The organism is Mycobacterium lentiflavum (genome assembly GCF_022374895.2).
Classification (GTDB): Bacteria; Actinomycetota; Actinomycetes; order Mycobacteriales; family Mycobacteriaceae; genus Mycobacterium; species Mycobacterium lentiflavum.
Genome location: NZ_CP092423.2, coordinates 1,493,534 through 1,516,814 on the forward strand (window position 1 = coordinate 1,493,534; position 23,281 = coordinate 1,516,814).

The window sequence follows — 23,281 nt, forward strand, 5'->3', positions numbered from 1 at the left end:
GATGATCACCCTTGACCATGTCAGCAAGAAGTACAAAGCGTCGGCGCGTCCGGCGTTAGACGACGTCAACGTCAAAATCGACAAGGGTGAATTCGTCTTCCTGATCGGGCCGTCGGGTTCGGGCAAATCGACGTTCATGCGGTTGCTGCTGGCCGCGGAGACGCCGACCACCGGGGATGTTCGGGTCTCGAAGTTCCACGTCAACAAGCTGCCCGGCCGGCATGTACCCAAGCTGCGCCAGGTGATCGGCTGCGTTTTCCAGGACTTTCGACTGCTACAACAAAAGACGGTGTACGAAAACGTCGCCTTCGCGCTGGAAGTCATCGGCAAGCGCGCCGATCAGATCAACCGGGTCGTGCCCGACGTGCTCGAGACGGTCGGTCTGTCCGGCAAGGCCAACCGGCTGCCGAACGAGCTGTCGGGTGGTGAGCAGCAGCGGGTGGCGATCGCCCGCGCGTTCGTCAACCGGCCGCTGGTCCTGCTGGCCGACGAGCCGACCGGCAACCTCGACCCCGACACCAGCAACGACATCATGGACCTGTTGGAGCGAATCAACCGCACCGGGACGACGGTCCTGATGGCGACGCACGACCACCACATCGTCGACTCGATGCGCCAGCGCGTCGTGGAGTTGTCGCTGGGCCGACTGGTTCGCGACGAGCAGCGCGGCGTCTACGGGATGGATCGCTAGTGCGCTTCGGCTTCCTACTGAACGAGGTCCTCACCGGCCTTCGTCGCAATGTGACGATGACGGTCGCGATGATCCTGACGACCGCGATCTCCGTCGGCTTGTTCGGCGGCGGTCTGCTGGTGGTGCGGTTGGCCGAGCACTCCCGGGCTATCTACCTCGACCGCGTCGAGACGCAGGTCTTCCTCACCGACGACGTCTCCGCGAACGATCCGGCGTGCGGCACCAATCCATGCAAGGCGTTGCGGACGAAGATCGAAGGCCGCGATGACGTCAAATCAGTTCGCTTTCTTAATCGTCAGGACGCATACGACGACGCCATCCGAAAGTTCCCCCAGTACAAGGACGTTGCGGGTAAGGATTCCTTCCCCGCGTCCTTCATCGTCAAGTTGAACAATCCCGAGCAGCACAAGGACTTTGACCTTGCGATGCAGGGCCAGCCCGGGGTGCTCTCGGTGCTCAATCAGAAAGACCTGATCGACCGGCTCTTCGCGGTCCTGGACGGCTTGAGTAATGTCGCGTTCGCTGTGGCATTGGTGCAGGCTGTCGGTGCGATTCTGTTGATTGCCAACATGGTTCAGGTTGCCGCATTTACGCGGCGCACCGAGATCGGAATCATGCGACTGGTGGGGGCAAGTCGCTGGTACACGCAGTTGCCGTTCCTGGTGGAGGCGATGGTTGCGGCGGCCCTCGGTGTGGCGATTGCGGTTGGCGGCTTGATCGTGGTGCGCGCGCTGTTCCTGGACAACGCGTTAAACCAGTTCTACCAAGCCAATTTGATCGCACGCGTCGACTACGCCGACATCCTTTACATCTCGCCGATTCTGTTCCTGCTCGGCGTGTCGATGGCCGGGTTGACGGCTTACGCGACGCTGCGCCTCTACGTACGGCGTTAGCTGTGGCCGCAAAGTCCAGTGGGGGCAAGGCCAGTGGTGGCAAGCGAGACGGCAAGAAGATCGTCGCCACCAATCGCAAGGCCAGGCACAACTATGCGATCGAGGAATTGTTCGAGGCCGGAGTGGCTTTAGTCGGTACCGAGGTCAAAAGCCTACGGCTGGGCCAGGCTTCGCTCGCTGATGCGTTTGCAACCGTCGATGACGGCGAAGTGTGGTTGCGCAACTTGCACATTCCCGAGTACGAGCACGGTAGCTGGACAAACCATGATCCTCGTCGCACTCGGAAGTTGTTGTTACATAGGCGACAGATCGACACACTGATCGGGAAAATCCGCGATGGTAACCTCGCCTTGGTGCCGTTGTCGTTGTATTTTTCCGAGGGCAAGGTCAAAGTCGAGCTCGCACTGGCACGAGGTAAGCGAGCCTACGACAAACGTCAGGACCTCGCCCGCCGTGACGCCCAGCGTGAAGTTGTTCGCGAACTGGGGCGACGAGCAAAGGGTATGACCTGATCGGAGCCGCGTACGCCCAGCTGTCTGCCGTGTCCTACGGCGTCAGCGATTTTGTGGGCGGCGTGGCGGCGCGCCGGGTGGCTGCGCTGCGCGTGATGTTGGCGGCCTATCCGGTCGAGGCGGTGTTGCTGGGCCTGATCGCACTTTGCGTTGGTGGGCCGATTCATTCCGGCGCTATCTTCTGGGGCAGCCTGTACGGCATCGGTCAGGCGTTCGGCATGTGGGCGTTCTACGCGGCGCTCGGGTCTGGGCCTATTTCGGTGGTGGCGCCATTGGCGGGCGTGCTCAATGCGGCGGTGCCTGTGGCGGTCGGCATCGCGCTGGGGGAGAGACCCGGCCCGGCGGCGTCGGCCGGCGTGGTGCTAGCCATCGTCGCGGTGATGCTGGTCAGCCGCGAGGCCTCATTCGAGGGCAAGACGCAATTCCGCTTCACTCCAAAAGTGGCCTGGCTGACCATATTGGCCGGGTGTGCATTCGGGCTGGACTTGGTGTTCTTGCACCAGTCGCCGCACGAATCCAAGCTCTGGCCGCTGATGTTTGCCCGGCTGTCGGCCACGGTGGTGATCACCGCGCTGGCCGCGTCCCGACGCAGCTTGCAGCTGCCGCGGGGGGAGTCGATGAAGCTGGCGCTGGCCATTGCGCTGCTCGACATCTGCGCCCTGGTCACCCAGCTGATAGCGCTGCAGTCGTGGCTGCTCTCGTTGGCCAGCATCATGATTTCGCTGTATCCCGCCGCCACCGTCGTTCTGGCGATGATGGTCCTACGCGAGCGGGTGACTCGCTGGCAGGGGATTGGCATGGTGATGGCCATGGGATCGGTGGCCATGATCGCCGCCGCCTGACTCCTGCGTCCCGACCTACTATGGACCGCAGGCCTAGGTCGGGAGAAAACGTTGGGTGAAGACCCGGTTATTCGGGAGTTGTCTGCAGCCGTCGAACGCAGCCCCGACGTGGTCGAGTTGCGGTTGCATCTGGCCGGCTTGCTGGCCGACCGAGGACGCCACGCGGAGGCGCTGGGTCACTGCAGCGCGGCGCTGCGCCAAGACGCCGGTAACGCCCACGCGCTGAGCCTGGTGCAGCGCTGCAGCGCCGCGCTTGCGTCGCCTGCGGCGGCTGCTGAGGAGGGGGCGCCAGTGAGCGGGCGGTCGGCCGGCGATGCCCAGTTCGATTGGTCCAGCGCCGAACGCCAAGTCGCTGACATCATCGAGCCGGCTTTCGTCGACGCGCCCGCCGAGGTCGTCAACGAGGGTGACTTCGACGTTCTAGAGCGCAGCGCCGTACGACTCGACGATGTCGCGGGCATGGCCGATGTCAAACGACAGATTGAACTTTCGCTGCTCGGCCCGATCCGAAATCCCGAGTTGATGAAGGCGTACAAGGTATCGGCGCGCGGTGGCTTGTTGCTCTACGGGCCGCCCGGCTGCGGCAAAACCTATATCGCCAAAGCTATTTCGGGTGAACTCGGGGCGAACTTCTATCAGGTGGGGATCGCCGACGTTCTGCATCATTGGTTTGGGGAGAGCGAACGGAGCATCCGTTCGGTTTTCGATAGCGCGCGCCGCAACGCTCCGTGCGTGTTGTTCTTCGACGAGCTGGACGCATTGGGGCACCGGCGTTCGGCGCTGAGCGGAAGCTCCGGGATGCGTCCGGTCGTCAATACCTTGCTCGAGGAAATGGATTCGGCGACATCCACCAACGATGGGGTGTATGTGCTGGGCGCCACGAATGCACCGTGGGATGTCGACCCGGCGCTGCGGCGGCCCGGCCGGTTCGATCGGATGATCTTCGTGGGATTGCCCGACGCCGACGCCAGGACGGGGATTCTGCGCTCGCACCTGAAGGATCGGCCGGTCGCGGGCATAGATTTGAAATCGATCGCGAAACGCACGGACGGGTTTTCGGGTGCCGACCTCGCGCATGTGTGCGACAGCGCAACGCAATTGGCGATGTCGGCATCGATGCGCAGCGGGCAGGTCCGCCCGGTGACGATGGCCGATGTGGACGAGGCGACGGCGCAGATCCGTCCCAGCACCGGGCCGTGGTTCGAGGTCGCACGCAACATCGTCGAATTCGCCAACAACGACGGCACCTACGACGATCTGGCAAAATACTTACGGCGCAGGAAAATTCGGTAATCCTCGATGATATCGGAGCCCGGTGTCGACCAGGCCGGCCAGGCCATTCACGTTGCCGAGGCGTACTTCGACACCGAGAACTACGAACGCGCGCGTGAGGTTCTGCGACGTTCATTGGCGCAGAGCCCAAACGATCCGGCCCTTTTAGCCCAATACGCTCGCGCTGAATACCTGCTGGAAAACTATGACGGCGCCTCGCGCAGTGCGTACGCCGCATTGGCCGCCGCGCCACAGCACGAGTTGGCCATGCGGATATATGCGCTGTCGCTCGATGGCCTTGGCCGTTACGGCGACGCGCTGTGGATGGCATGGCAGGGAGTTAAGACCCATCCGAATGAGCCTCTGCAACATCGGGTTTACGCGCGACTGCTGCAGAAGTCCCATCAGTTGAATTCGGCGCTGGTGGTCGTCGACGAGGCGTTGCGTCTCGACCCCGCGAGCCCCGACGGGCTCGTCCTGCGCGGCTCGATCCTGCACGATCTGGGCCGCATCCGGGAATCGACGGACTCGTACCGGCAAGCGTTGGCGCTGGATGCAAACCATGCCGCGGCGCTGAACAACATGGCCGTGAATCGGTTGCAGCGCGGCAAGTTCGGCCATGCCCTGCGCGGGTTTCTCGGCGCCGCGGGCAGCGACCCGACATTGGGCGATCTGGTTCGCCGCAATATCGGCGCGGTGCTGGCGAAGATGCTGCGTCGGCTGACGATCGTCGCCACCGTTCTGGCGGTCCTGATCCAATTCGTCGGGTTCAACCACGGCGACGGTCATCCCACGGTGGTGCTGCGGGTGGCGACCGGCGTGGTGACCGCGGCGCTGATCGTCATCCTTGGCCGGCTCCTGTCTGCCATCCCCCGCACGGTGCTCGCGTCGGTCTTGCGGGAGCGCGCCTTTGTCGTTGCCCGTCTGGTCCATGCGCTGCTGGTGATCGGCCTGGGCGCGTGGGTTACCGCCTTCGGCGGAGTGACCTGGACGATCGCGGCGGCAGGCATTCTGACGATCGCCGGTCTGATTCTGGCGCGAGTGGGGCTAACGATCGGCCGGTAATCGGCCTAGCATCCGAGCATGACCACGCGTGCTCTCACGACACTCGACAAATCCGATGTGCTCGACGGGCTGTTCGCGGTGTGGGACTCCATCGATGCGCTGCTCGACGGGTTGCCCGAGGCCGACTGGCGGGCGGCGACGCCGTTGCCGGGCTGGGACGTGCAGGGCGTGGTGTCGCACATCATCGGCACCGAGTCGTTCCTCCAGGGCATCGCCGCGCCCGAGCCGGACATCGACGTCAAGGCGCTCGCCCATGTGCGCAACGACATCGGGGCGATGAACGAGTGCTGGGTCCGCGAGCTCGACACGCAATCCAGCAGCAGTGTCCTGCAGCGATACCGCGCGATAACCGGCGACCGTCGCAAGGTATTGCAGGAGATGTCCGAACAGGACTGGAACGCCGAGACCTTCACGCCCGCCGGCCCCGAAAGTTACGGACGGTTCATGCGAATCCGGGTCTTCGACTGCTGGATGCACGAGCAAGACATCCGCGTGGCGATCCAACGGCCGTCGTCGGATGCCGAGCTGGCGGGGGCAGCGACCCGGCTGTCGTTGGATGAGGTCGCGGCCACGTTGGGCTTCGTGGTCGGCAAACTCGCCAAAGCGCCCGACGGTTCCCGCATCCTGTTCGACCTGACCGGTCCGCTGGCGCGCCGCATCCGCGTCAATGTCGACGGGCGCGCGGCGGTGGTGGCGGACTTCGGCGGGCTGGAGCCGACCGCGACGGTCCGGATGGACGCCCTGCAGTTCACCCGGCTCGCCGGCGGACGCCCGATGTGCCCGGCGCGCCCGCAGGACGTCGAACTCGGTGATGACAAGGACGTCGCGGGACGGATCGTCGAGCGGCTGAACTTCGTGATCTGACCGCGTCCTGGTGCGGAACATAATTCCGTTGCCGCAGGTTAATGCTGCCGTAGAATGGGTTGTCCTGCCGAAAATCGGCAGGTGCAAGAAAGCTCGAGCGCGAAAACACTAGACAAGGGGCTGAACGGTTTCGACTTCGCGCATCGAATCAAGGGAAGCGTGCCGGTGCAGGCAAGAGACCACCGTAAGCGTCGTTGCAACCATATAAGCGCCGATTCACATCAGCGCGACTACGCTCTCGCTGCCTAAGCGATAGCTAGTCTGTCGGACCGGGAACGCCCTCGCCCCGGACCCCGGCATCAGCTAGAGGGATCCACCGATGAGTCCGGTCGCGGGACTCATCGGGACACCAACAGCGACTGGGATCGTCATCCTGGCTAGTTCGCGTGATCAGGAGATCCGAGTAGAGGCATAGCGAACTGCGCACGGAGAAGCCTTGAGGGAATGCCGTAGGACCCGGGTTCGATTCCCGGCAGCTCCACTTAGTTTGGCTGGTCAGAGCCTTAAGGCTCTGACCAGTTTTCATTTTCATCAATATCTCATCGACTGAGCTCGCCGGTGACGCTGAGTTCGCGCCCGTCTTGAACCACCCGTCGGCAAGCCCACCGGCGACCATCTGCCAGTGTGGTGAGCATGACTGCAAAGAAGCCCGAGATCGACTTTCCCGGCGGGGAGCCGCCCACCGACCTGGTCATCACCGACGTCGTAGAGGGCGACGGCACCGAGGCCGCCTCCGGCAACACGGTGGTCGTGCACTACGTCGGCGTGGCGCACTCCACCGGCGAGGAGTTCGACGCTTCCTACAACCGCGGTGACCCGTTGACGTTCCAACTCGGCGTCGGCCAGGTCATCCAGGGCTGGGACCAAGGCGTGCAGGGCATGAAGGTCGGCGGCCGCCGACAGCTGCTTATCCCCGCCCACCTCGCCTACGGCGACCGTGGCGCCGGCGGCGTCATCAAGCCCGGCGAGTCGCTGATCTTCGTGGTGGATCTGCTCGAGGTCAGGTAGCTCGACCCGGACGAGCCCTCCGTTGCCGGCTGCGGTTTGGCGGGTCGCGGCGGGCGAGGCACGAACCAATGTCCCCAACCACTGCGCACAGGTGGTTTGTACGAGTGCGAGGAGCGCCCGTGGGCGGCAATCGCTTGCTTCTGCTGATCGCGATCGCGGGCGTTGCTGGTTTGGCCGCATGTAGTACAAAGAGCACCACGCCCGCAGAGCCGCCGTCGATCGCCAGCGAGCCGTTCGGTCAGGCGGATGGGACCCCGGTGACCCGCTACACGCTCGCCAACGGGCACCGCATGCGCGTGCGAATCCTGACCTACGGCGGCATCATTCAGACAGTCGAGGTTCCCGATCGCACCGGCCGTGTCGGCAATGTGGTGCTGGGCTTTCCGACGCTTGACGGCTACCTCAACAACACCGGACCCGCCAAGACCTATTTCGGCGCGATCATCGGCCGCTATGGCAACCGGATCGCCAAGGGGGCATTCTCGTTGAACGGCAACGAATACCACGTGCCGATCAACAATAACGGCAACAGCCTGCACGGCGGCAGCGCGGGCTTCGATACGAAGGTGTGGCACGCCAGTCCGCAGAGCGCCAGCGACAGCGTGAGCCTGAAACTCCAATATGTCAGCCCCGCAGGCGAAATGGGCTATCCCGGCACACTAACGACGATCGTGACCTACACCTTGAACCAGAAGAACGAACTTCGCATCAACTACCACGCGACCACCGATGCGCCGACCGTGATCAATCTGACCAATCACAGCTACTTCAACCTGGCAGGTGAGGACACCCTCGACATCTACGGCCACCGGGTGACCATCCATGCCGACAACTACACGCCAACCGACTCCACGCAGATCCCTACCGGTCAGATCGCCCGGGTGCAGGGCACACCGTTCGATTTCACCTCAGCGACCGCGGTCGGTGCGCACATCGCCGCGAATGACCCGCAGCTTTTGTTGGCCCACGGTTACGACCACAACTGGGTGATCAACCGCGGCAACAACACTGGGCTGGTGGAGGCGGCCAGGGCCGAGGATCCGCAGACGGGGCGTACCCTGACCGTCTCCACAACCGAGCCCGGTGTGCAGTTCTATACGTCGAATTTCATCGACGGGGCGTTCACGGGCACCAGCGGGCGCATTTACCGGCAGGGCGCGGGATTCACGATGGAGACCCAGCACTATCCGGATTCGCCGAATCACGCGAACTTCCCGACCACCACGCTCAACCCGGGCCAGACCTTCGATTCGACAACGGTTTTCGCTTTCGGCACGGAATGAGGGCCGGTGCGGCGCTCAATAAATGCCGTCGGGCCTGTGGGCCAGCGCGAATTTGCGGTTCGATTCCGACAGCTCCACCGAGAAGGTGCAGGTCACGGCGGCGGGTTGGATCGCGCCTGGGGTGAGCGGCTTTAATCGTCGTAAGGCGGCGACGTCACGTCGTGCACGCCCGACACCGCATCACGAGGAGCTCTCATGACTTATCGCCGTCTAGCTTGCGCGCTCGGCGCGGTGGCGGTGGCGGTGCTGGCGGCCCTCATTCCCGTCCAGGCCCATGGCCAACCGCCGACGAAGTGTCTGACTAACACCCAAACCGGAAAGCAGGTCTACGTGCCCTGCGATCTGCTCAATGCCGGCGCCAATTTCCCGCCGGGGCAGCGCTGTCCGCCACCGCTCGAGCAGTACCCGAAAGATGTGGCGGACTGGTGTGGCGTAGGCCCCGGCCTGGCGACTCCCACGCCCACCACGCCTACGACTGCGACAACCCCGACGAGCCCGACAACCCCGACAGGGACTACCAGCCCCACGAGTCCGACGCGGTCGACGACGTCCGTGAGCCCTACGAGTTCCGTGAGCCCAACGACAAGCTCTGCGACTCCAACGACAACGATTCCTGCCACTCCAACGGCTCCCACCAGCCCGGCGAACTCGACCGAGTAAGCGAACTGCCGCGCCGCGGTGCTCAACTCGCAGCTTGCGGTACGGCGCGCTGGTGGCTCTCACGGTATTGAGCGAAACATACAGCCGCGCACCGATTTCCGTTCGCGTTAACCGAGTTCGCAGTAGGCGAAGAACCTCGAGCTCCTTGGGGGTCAGCTCCTCACCGACCGGCACCCTACATTGCGCGAAGTCACCGCGGCGGGTGCTGCGCTGGCGCTCAAGAACCAGGATTCTTTCGCGCTCGATTTTCTCCAGACCGAGGCGGCCGTCAGGAGGTCGATGATGTGGCGGTTGTCACCGCCGAAGGTCCCGCCCTCGCCAACAGTTCGTGGGCCGCGAGATGAAAACTGCTGTCGCAATGCGCCACCCCGGGAATCATCTCGGCCGCTATGGCGTTTGCGCTGCGGTGGCGTGGTGGACGATTTGTCTTAATATCAGCCCATCGGGCATTCGGGGGCGGGGGGCATTCAATTGCTGACACTTCTCAAGCGAGGCTGGGTTGCGCTGGTAGTGGTCGTGGCGCTGATCATCGGCGGCGTTGCAGTGGACCGACTCCACGACGTCTTCCCAGGACCCGGCCTGGCCAAGCCCGATCCCCGGGATGCGACGCCGCCGTACGCGGCCAAGACCGCCGTATACGAAATCTTTGGACCGCCCGGGACAACCGGCGTCGTCAACTGGATGGACGCGGAGTCCCTACCGCAAAAGGCCAACTTCACCACATTGCCGTGGTCGACGACGATCGTCGCGGAGATGCCCGGCATTTTTGCCTACGTCGTCGCCCAAGGTGACAGCCCCTCCATCGGCTGTCGGATTACCGTCGACGGCAAATTGGTCGACGAACGCCAGGTCAACACCCGCGACGCGCAAGTTTCCTGCTTGGACAAATCCGCATGACGAGCGACGCGCGCGACGCTGACGACACCGACGAAATCCCCGTCGCCCAGCCCTACGAGCTTGAGCGCCGACCGCGCCTGGCCCGCACCATCCGCGTCCTGGCGCTGCCGATCGTCGTGGTCTGGGTGCTGATCGCGATCGGGGTGAACGTCTTCGTCCCGCAGTTGGAGAAGGTTGCCGAGGAGATCTCCGTCCCGCTCTCGCCGTCAGACGCACCATCGGTAACCGGGATGAAACACATTGGCGAGAAGTTCAAGGAGTACGACTCCGACAACCTCGTCCTGGTCACCCTGGTCGGTGACAAACCGCTCGGCCCCGACGCCCACCGGTTCTACGACGACCTGGTCAAAAAGATCCAGGCCGACCACGAACACGTCGAGCATGCGCTGAACTTCTGGGGGCAGCGATTCACGTCCTCAGGTGTGGAGAGCTACGACCATAAGGCCGCCTACGTCCAGGTCAACCTCAAAGGCGATCAGGGTGGGGCGATCGGCGACGCATCCGTTGCCGCGGTGCGCAAGATCGTCGCGGACTCCAAGCCGCCCGCCGGCGTCAAGGCTTACGTCGCGGGCCAGGGAGCGCTGACCGCCGATGTGATCGTTGTCGGTGACAAGAGCCTGGCCAAGATCACGATCATCACGGTCGTCATCATCGCGCTCATGCTGATGTTCGTTTACCGGTCCATCAGCACCGTGTTGCTGACCATGGTCATCCTCTTCATTGGGCTGCTGTCCGGCCGTGGCGTGGTTTCGCTGCTGGGCGAAACCGGCGTCATGGGGTTGTCGACCTTCGCCGTGAACCTGCTGACCTCACTCGCGATCGCAGCGGGTACCGACTACGCGATTTTCATGGTCGGCCGCTACCAGGAGGGCCGGGAACGCGGTCTGGACCGTGAGGCCGCCTATTACGACACCTTCGCCGGTGTCAGCAAGGTGGTCCTGGGCTCCGGTCTGACCATCGTCGGGGCGCTGGCCTGCTTGAAGTTCACCCGGCTGCCCTACTTCAGTTCGCTGGCGTTCCCGTGCGCGGTGGGACTGCTGGTGGTGGTGGCGGCTGGGGTCACGCTGACGCCCGCTCTCATTGCAGTCGCCAGTGGCTTCGGCCTTTTGGACCCCAAGCGCAAGTTCAACTACACCCGCTGGCGCCGCCTGGCGACGGCCATCGTGCGCTGGCCGGCGCCCATCCTCGCGACGTCCGTCATCCTGGCGATCGTCGGCGCCCTTGGTCTCGCGGGCTTCACCCCGCGCTACAACGATCTGTACTACTTGCCGAAGAGCGCGGCCTCGGTGCAGGCGTACGACGCGGCCGATCGGCACTTCACCCAGGCCCGCCTGAACCCGGACCTGCTGATGATCGAATCGGACCACGATCTGCGCAATCCCCGAGACATGCTGGTGTTGGACAAGGTTGCCGGTGCCATTTTCCGGGTGCCGGGCATCGAACGGGTGCAGAGCATCACCAGACCGCTCGGCCCACCAATCGAAGACGGATCCATTCCATTCCAGCTCAGTGTGCAAACCGCGCCGATTCGTGACAACCTCAATTATTTGAGGGACCGTGTCGGCGACATCAAAAAGATCACCGGTTTCCTCGACACCCAGATCGCCCTGTTAGAGCGTCAGTACGCGGTGACCCAAAAGCTTGCGAACGCCGCCGACGACAGCTCGAAAACCACCGCAGAGACGGCGGAGATCACGGACGAGATCCGGGACCACATCGCGGATTTCGACGACTTCTGGAGGCCGATTCGCAGCTACTTCTACTGGGAGAAGCACTGCTACGACATCCCGATCTGCTGGTCGTTACGGTCGCTGTTCGACGCGCTGGACGGATTCGATCAGCTGGCCGAAAAGTTCCACGCCCTCACGACCGACCTCACCAACACGGCTAGCGCCACCCGCGAATTGCTGGCGATCATTCCCGAGAACATCGCTGTGACGAAAGCGATTCGGGATACGACGCTGACCATCTACAGCTCGTTCGACAGTCTGATCGACCAGTTCGACCGGCTGACCGACACCAATGCCGTGATGGGCAAATCGTTCAACGACGCTCGGGTGGAAAGCCTGTTTTACCTGCCGCCGGAGATCTTCCAAAACTCCGACTTCCAATTCGGGCTGAGCTTGATGGTGTCGCCCGACGGAAAGGCCGCGCGCTTCATCATCACTCACGCCGTGGACCCGGCGACCGCGGAAGGCATCAAGTCCGTCGAGCAAGAGCGCAACGCGGCCAAGGAGGCGCTGAAGCTCACCTCGCTAGAGAACGCCGACATCTACCTCGGCGGCACCGCCGCAACATTCCACGACATCGCCACTGGCGCCTGGTATGACCTGCTGATCGCCGCGGCGGCGTCGATCGTGCTGATCTTCATCATCATGGTGATCATCACCCGCGCACTGGTAGCAGCGGGCGTCATCGTCGGCACGATCGTGTTGTCGCTAGGCGCAGCGTTCGGATTCTCGACATTGATTTGGCAGCACTTGGGCCACTTCCAGTTACACTGGGTGGCAACGGAATTCGCGTTGATCGTGCTCTTAGCGGTGGGGTCCGATTACAACCTGATGCTGGTGTCCCGAATCGAGGAGGAAATCGGGGCAGGCCTGAACACCGGGCTCATCCGCGGCGTCGGCGTGACGGGCCCGGTGGTGTCCGCAGCCGGTGTGGTTTTCGCCGTCACGATGGCCGCGATGCTCTCCAGCGATCTGCGGGCGATCGGTCAGTTCGGGTCCACGATCGGTATCGGTCTGATGTTCGACACGTTCGTCGTTCGTACGCTCATCACGCCATCGATCATGACGGTGATGGGACGCTGGTTCTGGTGGCCGAAACGGGTTCGGGTCCGCCCGGCCAGCCAGATGCTTCGGTCGCTCGGCCCGCGCCCGCTGGTTCGCGCACTGTTGCACCAGCCGCGACACGCGGCTCCGCGGATGCATTCGGAATAGTCCACCCCGTCAATTTGGAATTGTGCCGCGCCGACAACAACTCTTTTCCATAGCTTGGTTAACGAATTTCCGAACGACGCCAACGAATTTGGTTGAATTGCACGCCATGAGTCGCGCTTCCGCGGGTATTCTGAGCGTTATGGTCAAGACCAAGGCCTGCATGCACTGCGGACACACGTTCCATCCGGACGAGCGACCGCGCGACGTTTCCGATCCGGAATGGCTTCCGGCGGCAGCCGGCTATTGTTCGCATGAATGCAGTGACCGGTACCATTGCGAGATGGGGCATAGTTGCTCCACCCATGTGAAAGAGAAGGCTCGGCGCGAGGCCGCCAAGGCGGCGCAGGCTCGGTAAGAAGCAAGACGTCCCTGACTGATCGGTCGAACTGCTTGCGTTCACCTGAACCTGTTGTGCGACTCCGGCATTGGGGACCAACACGCTAGATTCAGTCCGTTATCACCGCACTTCGGACGGCCATCCAACGCGCGATATTCATTGCGGCACAAACCGTTCGCCTTATTGCTATTAGTCATCCACACGGCTTCGGTTTCCCCCTTCCCGCCGTCAGCATTGGCGGGCCACGATCACGGAGGACTTGGCCCGGTTGACTACCGCAGCACCGACCGATCCCAACAGCCTGCGATTGAACCAGCCGCAACCGTGGCTGCCGACCACCACCAATTGCGCACGTTCTGATGCGGCGATCAGCCAACGTGCCGGATCGCCAATCTCGATTCTGCGACGAATGTCCACCTCGGGGTAGCGTTCATGCCAACCCGCCAGCCGCTCAGCGAGCGTCTCCTCCTCCTCGGATAGTTCAGCGTCCCACTTGGCGTTCTGGACCAACCCGCTGGAACTGGAAGCACGGGGATCCATCCACGCGTGTAGCGCCGTCAGGCTGACACCCCGTCGGGAGGCCTCCTCGAACGCAATAGCAGTCGCCGCTTCCGAGGCCGGTGAGCCGTCGATGCCCACCAGCACCGGCGCCCCTGCGACATCGGCCACGATGGCGTCGTCGTCACGGATCACGGCGACCGGGCAGTGCGCGTGGTGGACCAACGCCGAACTTACGGAGCCCAGGAAACCGCGGGCCACCGCGCCGCGATGTCCCCGGCAGCCGACCACGACCATCTCGGCGTCTTTGGAGAGGTCGACGAGCGTCGGGACGGCGGCCGAATGGCACAGCTTGGTATGGATCTGTAAGGGACCGCACCCCCCGCTGCTCTCTTCGGCGACCCTGATCGCTGACTCGATGAAATTGGGTGCCCGCTGTTCGTGCGAATGCCGAGAGCCAGCCAACGTGGCGACCTCGAACCACTCCGGTAAGGGCGTGTCCACGGCGTGGACCAGCGTGAGTGGCACATTCCGTAGTGCCGCATCGTGGGCCGCCCACTGAACAGCACTCAGTGCCGCTGCGGAGCGGTCAACGCCTACGAGGATCGCGCCAGGTCGTGGTTGCCCCATTCGGTTCTCTTCTCTCGGCTACGTCCCCACCGACAGGATCACTCAGGGCGGCCGTGATGGTCAGGGCCGAAAAGATGCAAGCCACAGGACTAAAGGCACCCACCCATGGACACTGAGATTGTGCGCCGTTCACCCCAGGGCCGCAGTTGACGAATCGTGCCGGCAAATCCCTCCGAAAGGCCATTGCCCTCGGAGCTGTCGCGCTTGCAGCCGTTGCCGCGTGCTCGCGTGGCGATGCAGCGCACAACGCATCGAGCGACCGGGGACAGCCAACGCAGGCGCCAGCCGCGCCCACCGCACCTGACTTCGCAAAAGTCTCCGAGCTCCTCAACGATGCGATCACGGCAAACAGGCTGCCCGGCGCCGTGGCGGTGATCGGGCACGCCGGCAACATCGCCTTCCACCACGTGTACGGCTCGCGCAAGCTGGCGGGCGAACCCGGGCTGGACGGATTGCCGGCACCTGCGGAGTCGATGACTGAAGACACGATTTTCGATATGGCGTCGCTGACGAAAAGCCTCGCAACGGCGACCGCCGTCATGCAGCTCTACGAACGAGGAGAGGTTGAGTTCGACGATCCCGTGCAGCATTACTTGCCCGACTTCACAGCGAACGATCCCCGGCGTACGCGCGTGACCGTTCGCATGTTGCTCACGCACACTTCGGGCTTACCGGGTGATGTCAATCTGGGAGATCCATGGGGACTGGACGGGGCCGAAAAGGCAGAGGGCGTTCACCGTGCGCTCAGCACAGCGCTGGAGTCTGACCCCGGCGACGGGTTTCGTTACTCCGACATCAACTTCATCTTGCTTGGGGCTCTGATCGAGAAGGTTTCAGGTGAGGCCCTGGATGTCTACGTCCAGCAACATGTGTTCGCGCCGCTCGGCATGACAGATACCCGCTACCTTCCCCCGGCGAAAGCATGCGGTCCGCACACGACCATCGGATCCGCGGTCGGATGGGCTCCCTCGCCTCAAGAGTCGGCGCGAGACGACTGTCCTGCCGGGACGTGGGACATCGATCTATTGCCGCGCATCGCACCGACCGCACGCGACGAAGAGGGGAGAGCAGATCCCGGCAGAAATCCCGATCTCGATCACCTGTTGCGGGGCACCGTGCAGGACACCACCGCTCGGCGCATGGGTGGGGTCGCCGGGCATGCCGGCGTGTTCTCGACGGCACACGACGTCAGCATCTTCGCGCAGGCACTGCTCGACCGGCTCGCGGGTCGCCCCAGTCAATTTCCGTTGATGCAAACGACTTTGCAAACGATGACGAGCCCGCAGCAGCCCGGACACAACACGCAACAACTCGAAGCGGCGAATGCCGCAGCCCGAGCAGCTGGACCGAATACGACGGATCCGCTTCTCGCCCAGCACTATCCGGCGATCGCGGGCGCAAATCTGCGCGGCTTCGGCTGGGACATCGATACTGCCGACTCCACGGCGCGGGGCGCGATCCTCCCAATCGGAAGCTTTGGCCACACCGGCTTTACCGGGACCTCGCTTTGGATGGACCCCGGCTCCGATACCTATATCGTTCTGCTCTCGAATTCGATCCACGTGCGCGGCAGTCCGCCCATGTCGAAGTTGCGGGGCGAGGTTGCGACGGCAGCGGCGCAGGCCCTTCGTCTGTGAGGGGTGCTCAAGTGATGAGATCCGGTTCGCCGCCCGCTATTGGCGCTGGTACAGCCGTCCGGGACACCCGAGGCGGTATCCCCATCCCAGCGGGTCGCCCATTGGCGGTTGGCTACGCGATGCGACCCCAGCGGCCCCTGCACTTCGTATGGTGTTCATCATGGACGCTGTCATGCCCGGCCGTCGCGACGATGGCCGTACGCCCGTCAGCCGTCGCAAGCTGCTCCAGCTCGTCGGTGGCGCAGGGGCTGTGGCGATCGGCGGCGGGTGCTCTCGCTCGGTCGCTGCGCCCGTCGTCCCGCTTAGCACGGCTTCAGCTGTCATGTTGTGTCGAGACGCCTGGGGTGCCCGGCCCGCCTTAGCCGGCGGCAGGCCTCACACCATCACTCGCATGACGCTGCACCACGAAGCTGTCGTGCTGGGAGACAACCGCAACGCTCCGGGCCGTCTGCGTCGGGACCAGCGGTACCACCAGGACAAGGGATGGGTCGACATCGCCTATCACGTCGGCGTCGACCGCGACGGCAACATCTACGAACTGCGCACGCCGCAAATCGCGGGCGACACGGCAACGGACTACGACACGACGGGGCATTTCCTCGTTCTCTGCGAAGGGGATTTCGACAAAGAAGTCGTCTCCGAAGCCCAACTTCACGCAGCCGCACTAGCCTTCGCGTGGGCCACGCAGACCTTTCACATCACCAGCAGCACTCTGGCCGGCCACCGCGACCTTGCCCAAACCTCATGCCCGGGCGCAGACCTGTACGCGCATCTTTCGTCGGGAGACCTCAAGCGCCGCATCGACGATCTAGTGGCAGCGGGACCCGTGAACCTGCAACGCGTCTGCGGGCCGGACGCGGCGGCAACCGTTTCCGCAATCGAGGCGGGCTAATCGCCGTGCGTCCGACGCCGTCGGGCGCCGAGCACGAAAGCACGCGAGTAAGGCCGTAGTCTTCCTTCGTGAATGCGATCGACCCCGACAAGCTCGACATTTGCCTGCAGGTGCTGGCCGACGTTGAGTCATTGCCACCCGAGCACCCCGATGCCGTCGCGGTGCGCCGGGCGACCGCGGGCATATTCAAGTCGGTCAGGAAGGCCCGCCGTGCCGCCAAGCGCGACGCGGTGGCCGCCGCCGACGACGCCGTGACCGCTGCTACCGCCACCGGTGCGCCCGGCCGCATCGACGACGAGACCCGCGGCCTGCCATTGGTGTCGACTGCGGTGGGCGCCAGCGCCGGCACATTGCTGCGGCCGCGCTCGTGCTACGTGTGCAAACACCGCTACACGGTGGTCGACGCCTTCTACCATCAGCTCTGCCCGGAGTGCGCCGCGCTCAACCGCGCCAAGCGCGATGCCCGCACCGACCTCGCCGGTAGGAGCGCCCTGCTCACCGGTGGTCGCGCCAAGATCGGCATGTACATAGCGCTGCGGCTGCTCCGTGATGGTGCGCACACGACCATCACCACCCGCTTTCCGAATGACGCCGTGCGGCGGTTCGCGGGGATGCCCGACAGCGCCGACTGGCTGCACCGGCTCCGCGTCGTGGGCATCGACCTGCGCGATCCAGCCCAGGTCGTCGCGCTCGCCGACACCGTGGCCGCCCACGGCCCGCTGGACATCCTGATCAACAACGCCGCCCAGACGGTGCGCCGCGCTCCCGGCTCCTACGCCGCACTCATCGAGGCAGAGCGCAGCCCGGCGCCGGAACTCGTCGACGTGATCACGTTCGACCGTGTCAGCGATGCTCATCCTGCCGCACTCGCCGGAAGCCTCGCCGAGCACCAAACTCCGCATGCCGTAACTGAATTGGCGCTTACCGCCCGAAGCGCGTCGCCCGACCGGATCGTCGCGGGCACCGCCATCGACGCCGGTGGTCTGCTGCCCGATACCGCGCCGATCAACAGTTGGACCCAACGCGTGCACGAGGTCGACGCGATGGAACTGCTCGAAGTTCAACTCTGCAACCAAACCGCGCCGTTCATTCTGGTGAGCCGCTTGCGTCCGGCGATGGCCGCTTCACCCGCGCGCCGCAAGTATGTGGTGAATGTGTCCGCGATGGAGGGGCAGTTCAGCCGCGCGTACAAGGGCCCGGGCCATCCGCACACCAACATGGCGAAGGCCGCACTTAACATGCTCACCCGCACCAGCGCCAAAGAGATGCTCGAGCAGGACCGCATTCTGATGACGGCCGTGGATACGGGCTGGATCACCGACGAGCGTCCGCACCCGACCAAGCTGCGACTTGCCGACGAGGGCTTCCATGCCCCGCTCGACCTGGTCGACGGTGCCGCTCGCGTCTATGACCCGATTGTCCGCGGGGAGTCCGGCGACGATCTGTACGGCTGCTTCCTCAAGGACTACTCGCCGAGCAATTGGTAGTAGCTACGACGCGCTATTGAGCGTTCATGGTCACAAGTCGGTAACGTTTGCTCGCCGAATACCGAAATGCAGTAGGTGGCAACAGGCAACGCGATGAGGAAGATCAAAACTGTCGCCGTGGTCTCGGTCGGCGTCTCGTTCATCACGGCTCCGGGGACGATTGCTGAATTTCCTGCGCGCGCCGACGGTGCAGGGGCCGCGTTGTACGGCGGCGTCAACCGGGTTCGCGACGCATGCGGGGCGATCGGCGCCGACCCACGTCTGACAGAAGCAGCGCAGCGGCATGCGGACGACATGCTGCGCAACGGTGTGAACGGCCATATCGGTTCGGACGGCTCTTCACCGCAGGTGCGTATCACTGACGCGGGCTACCGGACCCCCTACAGCGGCGAGGTCGTCTTCTGGGGCACCGGGTCGGCGGCGAATCCGAACCAAGCGCTCGACTTGTGGATGCAAAGTCCCCCGCACCGCGCCATCATCCTGAACTGCGCATACACCACAGCCGGCTTCGCCACCGCTTCCGACGGCAACAAGATGACCATCGTCGGCGACTTCGCTGCATGACGCCGGCGCAAAGGGCGCTTGGATGCCGGCCCGCTCCGGGGCGCGCCCCTTGACATTGGATCTAGGCCCTCAGTCACGCAACGCTTTTCCCGCCGGCGCGGGGACCCAGCTTTGCAAAGCCTTGCGGCCAATCAGCTGGCAACCGTGTGTGTAGGCCAACTGCTTTGCGGCAGTGGTGAACTCCTGATTGCTCACCACGATGCTCCGCGTGCACCCGTGATGGCGCGCGCCCGCCACCACCTGCTGGACAGCGGCGACTCCAATCGTCTTACCGTGCCGCTTGCACTGGATCGCCGCATACTGGCCGTCCTTCTCGGCGATCAGGTCGACGCCGTAGTCGCCGACGGCAGGGGTGAAGCTGACCTGCCAGCCCGCGCGCTGCATGCGCGCGGCGACGTAATCTTCAAACTCCACGCCGTCCATTGCGTCGATTTCCCCGATGCCCGCATCAGTCCGTAATCGCCGCCGCGATCGACGGTAGGCCGGCTGTATCAAACCGGCGAAAAGCAAACCACAACAGGCGCCTACCACGCCTAGCGCTACGCGGTGCGTAAAAAAGCCAAGCAGAAGCCCGAAGTAGAGCGGGAGAAAAGCGAAGGCCGCCTTCATGACGTGGAGAGGTCTCCCAGGCCCAGCGCGACGGCCGCGGAAGTGACGATCGTTGACGCCCTATTCATGAGCCGATGATAGAGATGGACGACGACAAACAACGTCGTCCGGCGACGGCGATGTCGCACGCTTACGGTACGTGTCCCGCAAGGAGCCGGAAACGAAGGTGAGGACGTGAAAATTCGCTACCGCTCGGTGTTGGTTGTTGTGTCGCTGGCGTTGGTCGCGGCCTGCGGATCAGGCAAGCCAGGTGGTCCGTCCGGGTCGTCTACGGCGTCCGTTGCCACTGCGCCCGCGACGTCAAAGGTGACGTTGTGGGAGACCGGTTCGAAAGATCTCTACCCGTTGATCGATGCATGGGCTGCGGCGTATCACCTGAAATATCCCAACATCACGATCACAACCGACGGCACCTTATCCGATTTCGGAATCTCGCAAGCGGCCACCGGCGCCGTCAATATCGGCGCCTCCGGTGCCTACCTGTCCGAAGCCGACATCGTCGCGCACCCAGGGCTGATGAACATCGCCGTGGCCGTTTCGGCGCTGCACGTCAGCTACAACCTGCCCGGCATCACCGAGCACCTCAAGCTGGATGGCAAAGTCTTGGCGGCGATCTACCGGGGCACGATCAAAACCTGGAACGACCCGCAGATCGCCGCTCTCAACCCCGGCGTGAACTTGCCTGCTACCGCGGTGATTCCGCTCCATCGTTCCGACGGGTCCGGCGACACATTCTTGTTCACCCAGTATCTGGCGAAGCAAGACCCCGACGGCTGGGGCAAGTCGCCCGGCGCGGGTACCACCGTCGAGTTTCCGGCGGTACCGGGTGCACGGGTTGAAGACGATGCCGAGGGCAAGGCGGGCATGCTGAACGACTGCGCCGCGAACCCCGGCTGTGTCACCTACCACGGCAGCGGCTACCTCGACGTGGCCCACCAGAAGGGACTGGGTGAAGCCCAATTGGGTAACGCTGCGGGCAATTTCCTGCTCGCCGACGCCCAGAGCATTGGCGCCGCAGCGGCCAGCTTGGCCTCACAGACCCCGCCGAACCAGTCGATCTCGCTGGTCAACGCGCCCGCCGCGGACGGGTACCCGATCGTGAGCTATCTGTACGCTGTCGTCTACGGCAACCAGAAGGATCCCGCCACGGCGCAGACGCTGCAGGCGTTTCTCCACTGGGCGGTGACCGACGGGAGCAGTCCGTCGTTCCTGGAATCCGTTCATGCCTATGTGTGGCCCCTGCCGGGAGAGGTTGTGAAGTCGTCCGACGCCCAGATCGCCAAGATCGCCGGCTAGCCGCGCGTGGCCGATTCACCATATTGGGGTGACCGGGATTGGCTACGCGGAGTTCTTGCCCAACCCGCGCTCCATGAAGCGTCCCATGGTCAGCACGGCGCGGCGACGTGGCATCAAACGGGTGGTGAGCAAGGTGACGAAGCGGTTCGGGCGTCCGGGCATGACGAGATGCTTACGGCCAATTGCTCTTAACGTTTCCGCCGCGGCGTCGCGTGGATCTGCGATCTGCCACCGGGGATACTGCGACAGAGCATCTCCCTGCGTGTCCATCAGGCCGGCCGACATAACGAGCACGTCAACGCCGGTATCGCGGGTTTCGTACCACAGCACCTCACCGAACACAATCTGAAACGCCTTGTTGGCGGCGTACGCGCCGGTGTACGGCGCGGGAATCAGGCCGGCGCCCGACGCAACGATCACGATGGCTCCTCGGCCCCGCCGCGTCATCAGATGCGCGAAGGGATAGATGAGATTGACGTACGCGCGTGCGTTGATATCGATCATGGCGTTGTGGACGTCCAACGACATGTCGAGGATTTTCGGTGTGTCCTTCGGGGTGTACATGTGGTTGCAGACAAGGACGTCGACGGTGATGTCGGCGAGCTGCTCGAGGATCTTCGGATAGACCGACAAGTCACCGAGATCGACGGCGATGGTGCGGACTTCGACGCCGTACTCGTCGCGAAGCGCCGTGGCCCGGGCCTCCAGTTCCTCTGCCAGAATGTCAACGAGAACGAGATTGACACGGCGACTGGCGACTTCGCGCGCATAAGCAAAGCCCAGTCCTCGTTGCCCGGCGCTGCCGGTGACCAGTGCCCAAGAACCCGCGTATCGATCAAGCGGATGGCGTTGACTCACGAAACCTCCAACAGCGTCTTCCCGTCCATCGTGCGAATAGTACGGCCCAGCTGCTCGAGCAAGGTCAGTGACTTGTACATCCCGCCATTGAGCCCGTCACGGTCGCTGGTGCACAGCGCCAAGGCCGCTTCGGCCATGGCCTCGACAGGCTCGAGAATGCTTGTGTCGGAGAGGGTTTCCTCGGTAAGCGTGACCTTCACACCTTCGGTCAGCACCGCCTTGACCGGGGCGAGAGTGTTGGCGACGATCGAGTCGGCATAGAACTCCGAGGCCAATGCTTCGGTTAGCCGGTTCAGCGCCGACTTGGCTGAACCGTACGCCGTCTGAAAGTGGTAGGTCGGGTCCGGCGGAGGTGTTGTCGGTATGTCGCCGGCGTACGAGCTGATGTTCAGCACCCAGCCCCCGCCACGTGCCCTCATCGTTGGAATCACGCGCTGGCACAGGTCGAATGGGGCGAGGTAGTTAACCGTTGTGACGAGCCGCAAGCGCTTTTCCGTGATTTCGGTGAACGGCATGAAGACGGCGGTGGCGGCGTTGTTGACCAGGATGTCGACGGGTCCGAGGTCGGCGACCACGCAGTCGAGCACTGCGGCCCGCGACTCGGGCGAGGTCAGGTCGAGGCGGTACGGCACAGCGTGACCCCCGGCCGCTTCGATATCGGCGACGGTCTCGCGCAAGGTGCCCGGGACGACCCCCTGCGCGGGGTGGTCCAAGCTTCGGGCGCCCAAGGCGACAACGGCGCCCTCGCAGGCGAATCGCTTTGCGATGGCCGCCCCGATGCCCCGGCTCGCGCCGGTCACCAGAGCGACCCGGCCCTCGAGCGGGCGCGCCGAACCTGAATTCATGATGTCCCTTTCGGCGTCAGGTCCGTCCGGCGATGCCGGCGCTGGTGAAGATGGCGAGCTGTTCCACGAAGTCGGAATCGAGACCGGATTCGCGCAGGGGTTGCCCGTACACGGGCCGGTCGACGCGGGTGAGTGCCTCGAGCATGCCCAGCATGCCGAGCATGATCCGGTGCCGGGCACCGGCATCGGGCGCGCCGCCCAATGCTCGCCCCATGACCTTACGAAGCATGCCGATCACCTCGGGATCAAAGCCCGCCAAGGCAACTCGTGAGGGATCCTCGGTCTGACTGAGTGTCGAGAAGACCCGCATCCAGCGCACGCCCCCAACGGGTTCGCGCTCGATGAGTTCGACGATGGGAAGCAGGACAGTGTCTACTGCCTCGCGGATGGTGACGGCGCCCTCTCGGTCATGCAACGGAACCAGACGCTCCTTGATGCTCTCGGAAATCATGCCGGAGCGACGCTGGATCACCGCTTCGAGCAAGTCGCGTTTGGTGGCGAAGTAATACGACAAGGCGCGCGGCGCCACGTTCGCCTCCCGGGCGATGGCGCGCAGTGACACCGCGTCTGGGTTGGTGTGCCCGGCCATCGCCTCGGTGACGTCGAGGATGACGTCGCGTACATCGACGTCGTTGCGCGGGCCCCGGCGCTTCTTCACCTGCTGCGTCACGGAGCCGGCGGGTTCTGGTCGCCCATCTG

The 23,281-nt window shown here is 64.0% G+C and carries 23 protein-coding genes and 1 other RNA gene; 18 read left to right on the forward strand and 6 right to left on the reverse strand.

The window, feature by feature from the left end:
- The first annotated feature begins 1 nt into the window (after position 1).
- The 10 genes from ftsE (at position 2) to MJO58_RS07300 (ending at position 8,430) form a co-directional block, all read left to right on the forward strand.
- Complete coding sequence (gene ftsE, locus MJO58_RS07255; protein ID WP_090600899.1) at positions 2-691, forward strand: cell division ATP-binding protein FtsE; 690 nt, start codon at positions 2-4, stop codon at positions 689-691.
- Positions 691-1,584 (forward strand): permease-like cell division protein FtsX, encoded by an 894-nt coding sequence (gene ftsX / locus MJO58_RS07260; protein WP_090600900.1) that lies wholly within the window; start codon positions 691-693, stop codon positions 1,582-1,584. Before ftsE ends, ftsX begins: the two co-directional genes overlap by 1 nt.
- A 2-nt stretch (positions 1,585-1,586) precedes the next feature.
- Complete coding sequence (gene smpB / locus MJO58_RS07265; protein WP_090600901.1) at positions 1,587-2,096, forward strand: SsrA-binding protein SmpB; 510 nt, start codon at positions 1,587-1,589, stop codon at positions 2,094-2,096.
- A complete protein-coding gene (locus MJO58_RS07270; protein ID WP_491562436.1) occupies positions 2,093-2,938 on the forward strand; it encodes an EamA family transporter in 846 nt (281 codons plus the stop codon). Before smpB ends, MJO58_RS07270 begins: the two co-directional genes overlap by 4 nt.
- Before the next feature lie 51 nt (positions 2,939-2,989).
- Entirely contained in the window at positions 2,990-4,231 is a 1,242-nt protein-coding gene (locus MJO58_RS07275; protein WP_090600902.1) for an ATP-binding protein, read from the forward strand.
- 6 nt (positions 4,232-4,237) lie between these two features.
- Positions 4,238-5,275 carry a tetratricopeptide repeat protein gene (locus tag MJO58_RS07280; RefSeq protein WP_239722418.1) on the forward strand — a complete coding sequence of 346 codons (1,038 nt, stop codon included), beginning with the start codon at positions 4,238-4,240 and terminating at the stop codon, positions 5,273-5,275.
- 18 nt (positions 5,276-5,293) lie between these two features.
- Positions 5,294-6,139, forward strand: a complete 846-nt coding sequence (locus MJO58_RS07285; protein WP_239722419.1) for a maleylpyruvate isomerase family mycothiol-dependent enzyme — start codon at positions 5,294-5,296, stop codon at positions 6,137-6,139.
- A 116-nt stretch (positions 6,140-6,255) separates the two neighbouring features.
- Positions 6,256-6,623, forward strand: a transfer-messenger RNA (tmRNA) gene (gene ssrA / locus MJO58_RS07290).
- Positions 6,624-6,772: 149 nt separating this feature from the next.
- Positions 6,773-7,147: an FKBP-type peptidyl-prolyl cis-trans isomerase gene (locus MJO58_RS07295; RefSeq protein ID WP_239722421.1), complete on the forward strand. Its 375-nt coding sequence runs from the start codon at positions 6,773-6,775 to the stop codon at positions 7,145-7,147.
- Between the two features lie 119 nt (positions 7,148-7,266).
- Entirely contained in the window at positions 7,267-8,430 is a 1,164-nt protein-coding gene (locus MJO58_RS07300; protein ID WP_239722423.1) for an aldose epimerase family protein, read from the forward strand.
- Between the two features lie 210 nt (positions 8,431-8,640).
- On the opposite strand, the gene MJO58_RS07305 is transcribed toward MJO58_RS07300, so the two are convergent.
- Complete coding sequence (locus MJO58_RS07305) at positions 8,641-9,264, reverse strand: LuxR C-terminal-related transcriptional regulator (RefSeq protein ID WP_239722425.1); 624 nt, start codon at positions 9,262-9,264, stop codon at positions 8,641-8,643.
- Positions 9,265-9,564: 300 nt separating this feature from the next.
- Here MJO58_RS07305 and MJO58_RS07310 point away from each other — a divergent pair, with 300 nt between their 5' ends.
- The 3 genes from MJO58_RS07310 to MJO58_RS07320 all read left to right on the forward strand — a co-directional run bounded on the left by MJO58_RS07310 (position 9,565) and on the right by MJO58_RS07320 (position 13,284).
- Positions 9,565-9,987 carry an MmpS family transport accessory protein gene (locus tag MJO58_RS07310; RefSeq protein ID WP_239723184.1) on the forward strand — a complete coding sequence of 141 codons (423 nt, stop codon included), beginning with the start codon at positions 9,565-9,567 and terminating at the stop codon, positions 9,985-9,987.
- A complete protein-coding gene (locus MJO58_RS07315; protein ID WP_239722427.1) occupies positions 9,984-12,929 on the forward strand; it encodes an MMPL/RND family transporter in 2,946 nt (981 codons plus the stop codon). Before MJO58_RS07310 ends, MJO58_RS07315 begins: the two co-directional genes overlap by 4 nt.
- Positions 12,930-13,068: 139 nt before the next feature.
- A complete protein-coding gene (locus tag MJO58_RS07320) occupies positions 13,069-13,284 on the forward strand; it encodes a ferric uptake regulation protein (RefSeq protein WP_239722429.1) in 216 nt (71 codons plus the stop codon).
- A gap of 210 nt (positions 13,285-13,494) precedes the next feature.
- Here the strand turns inward: MJO58_RS07320 and MJO58_RS07325 are convergent, their stop codons facing one another.
- On the reverse strand, positions 13,495-14,394 hold the full coding sequence (locus tag MJO58_RS07325) for a universal stress protein (RefSeq protein WP_239722430.1): 900 nt from the start codon (positions 14,392-14,394) through the stop codon (positions 13,495-13,497).
- A gap of 146 nt (positions 14,395-14,540) precedes the next feature.
- Here MJO58_RS07325 and MJO58_RS07330 point away from each other — a divergent pair, with 146 nt between their 5' ends.
- From MJO58_RS07330 to MJO58_RS07345, 4 genes are all read left to right on the forward strand, one after another.
- Positions 14,541-16,031: a serine hydrolase domain-containing protein gene (locus MJO58_RS07330; RefSeq protein ID WP_239722431.1), complete on the forward strand. Its 1,491-nt coding sequence runs from the start codon at positions 14,541-14,543 to the stop codon at positions 16,029-16,031.
- 391 nt (positions 16,032-16,422) lie between these two features.
- Positions 16,423-16,923, forward strand: coding sequence for an N-acetylmuramoyl-L-alanine amidase (locus MJO58_RS07335; RefSeq protein ID WP_239722432.1), 501 nt, complete (start codon positions 16,423-16,425; stop codon positions 16,921-16,923).
- Between the two features lie 68 nt (positions 16,924-16,991).
- Positions 16,992-18,410 (forward strand): SDR family NAD(P)-dependent oxidoreductase, encoded by a 1,419-nt coding sequence (locus MJO58_RS07340; protein ID WP_239722433.1) that lies wholly within the window; start codon positions 16,992-16,994, stop codon positions 18,408-18,410.
- Positions 18,411-18,503: 93 nt separating this feature from the next.
- Positions 18,504-18,974 (forward strand): CAP domain-containing protein, encoded by a 471-nt coding sequence (locus tag MJO58_RS07345; protein ID WP_175364609.1) that lies wholly within the window; start codon positions 18,504-18,506, stop codon positions 18,972-18,974.
- A 69-nt stretch (positions 18,975-19,043) separates the two neighbouring features.
- Here MJO58_RS07345 and MJO58_RS07350 read toward each other — a convergent pair whose 3' ends face one another.
- Positions 19,044-19,583, reverse strand: a complete 540-nt coding sequence (locus tag MJO58_RS07350) for a restriction endonuclease (protein WP_090600940.1) — start codon at positions 19,581-19,583, stop codon at positions 19,044-19,046.
- A gap of 174 nt (positions 19,584-19,757) precedes the next feature.
- Here MJO58_RS07350 and pstS point away from each other — a divergent pair, with 174 nt between their 5' ends.
- Entirely contained in the window at positions 19,758-20,879 is a 1,122-nt protein-coding gene (pstS, locus tag MJO58_RS07355; RefSeq protein ID WP_239722434.1) for a phosphate ABC transporter substrate-binding protein PstS, read from the forward strand.
- 42 nt (positions 20,880-20,921) lie between these two features.
- Here the strand turns inward: pstS and MJO58_RS07360 are convergent, their stop codons facing one another.
- Genes MJO58_RS07360 through MJO58_RS07370 form a run of 3 tightly spaced genes read right to left on the reverse strand, consistent with a single transcriptional unit; the run spans position 20,922 to position 23,252 of the window.
- Positions 20,922-21,737 (reverse strand): SDR family NAD(P)-dependent oxidoreductase, encoded by an 816-nt coding sequence (locus tag MJO58_RS07360; RefSeq protein ID WP_239722435.1) that lies wholly within the window; start codon positions 21,735-21,737, stop codon positions 20,922-20,924.
- A complete protein-coding gene (locus tag MJO58_RS07365) occupies positions 21,734-22,582 on the reverse strand; it encodes an SDR family NAD(P)-dependent oxidoreductase (RefSeq protein ID WP_239722436.1) in 849 nt (282 codons plus the stop codon). Before MJO58_RS07365 ends, MJO58_RS07360 begins: the two co-directional genes overlap by 4 nt.
- Positions 22,583-22,598: 16 nt before the next feature.
- Positions 22,599-23,252, reverse strand: a complete 654-nt coding sequence (locus tag MJO58_RS07370) for a TetR/AcrR family transcriptional regulator (protein WP_239722440.1) — start codon at positions 23,250-23,252, stop codon at positions 22,599-22,601.
- Positions 23,253-23,281 lie beyond the last annotated feature (29 nt).

Coding starts and splice junctions, on each gene's coding strand:
- MJO58_RS07345 (WP_175364609.1), top strand. CDS start 18,504: ATGAGGAAGATCAAAACTGTCGCCGTGGTCTCGGTCGGCGTCTCGTTC.
- MJO58_RS07280 (WP_239722418.1), top strand. CDS start 4,238: ATGATATCGGAGCCCGGTGTCGACCAGGCCGGCCAGGCCATTCACGTT.
- MJO58_RS07285 (WP_239722419.1), top strand. CDS start 5,294: ATGACCACGCGTGCTCTCACGACACTCGACAAATCCGATGTGCTCGAC.
- MJO58_RS07315 (WP_239722427.1), top strand. CDS start 9,984: ATGACGAGCGACGCGCGCGACGCTGACGACACCGACGAAATCCCCGTC.
- MJO58_RS07320 (WP_239722429.1), top strand. CDS start 13,069: ATGGTCAAGACCAAGGCCTGCATGCACTGCGGACACACGTTCCATCCG.
- MJO58_RS07325 (WP_239722430.1), bottom strand. CDS start 14,394: ATGGGGCAACCACGACCTGGCGCGATCCTCGTAGGCGTTGACCGCTCC.
- MJO58_RS07335 (WP_239722432.1), top strand. CDS start 16,423: ATGACGCTGCACCACGAAGCTGTCGTGCTGGGAGACAACCGCAACGCT.
- MJO58_RS07365 (WP_239722436.1), bottom strand. CDS start 22,582: ATGAATTCAGGTTCGGCGCGCCCGCTCGAGGGCCGGGTCGCTCTGGTG.
- MJO58_RS07350 (WP_090600940.1), bottom strand. CDS start 19,583: ATGAAGGCGGCCTTCGCTTTTCTCCCGCTCTACTTCGGGCTTCTGCTT.
- ftsE (WP_090600899.1), top strand. CDS start 2: ATGATCACCCTTGACCATGTCAGCAAGAAGTACAAAGCGTCGGCGCGT.
- MJO58_RS07295 (WP_239722421.1), top strand. CDS start 6,773: ATGACTGCAAAGAAGCCCGAGATCGACTTTCCCGGCGGGGAGCCGCCC.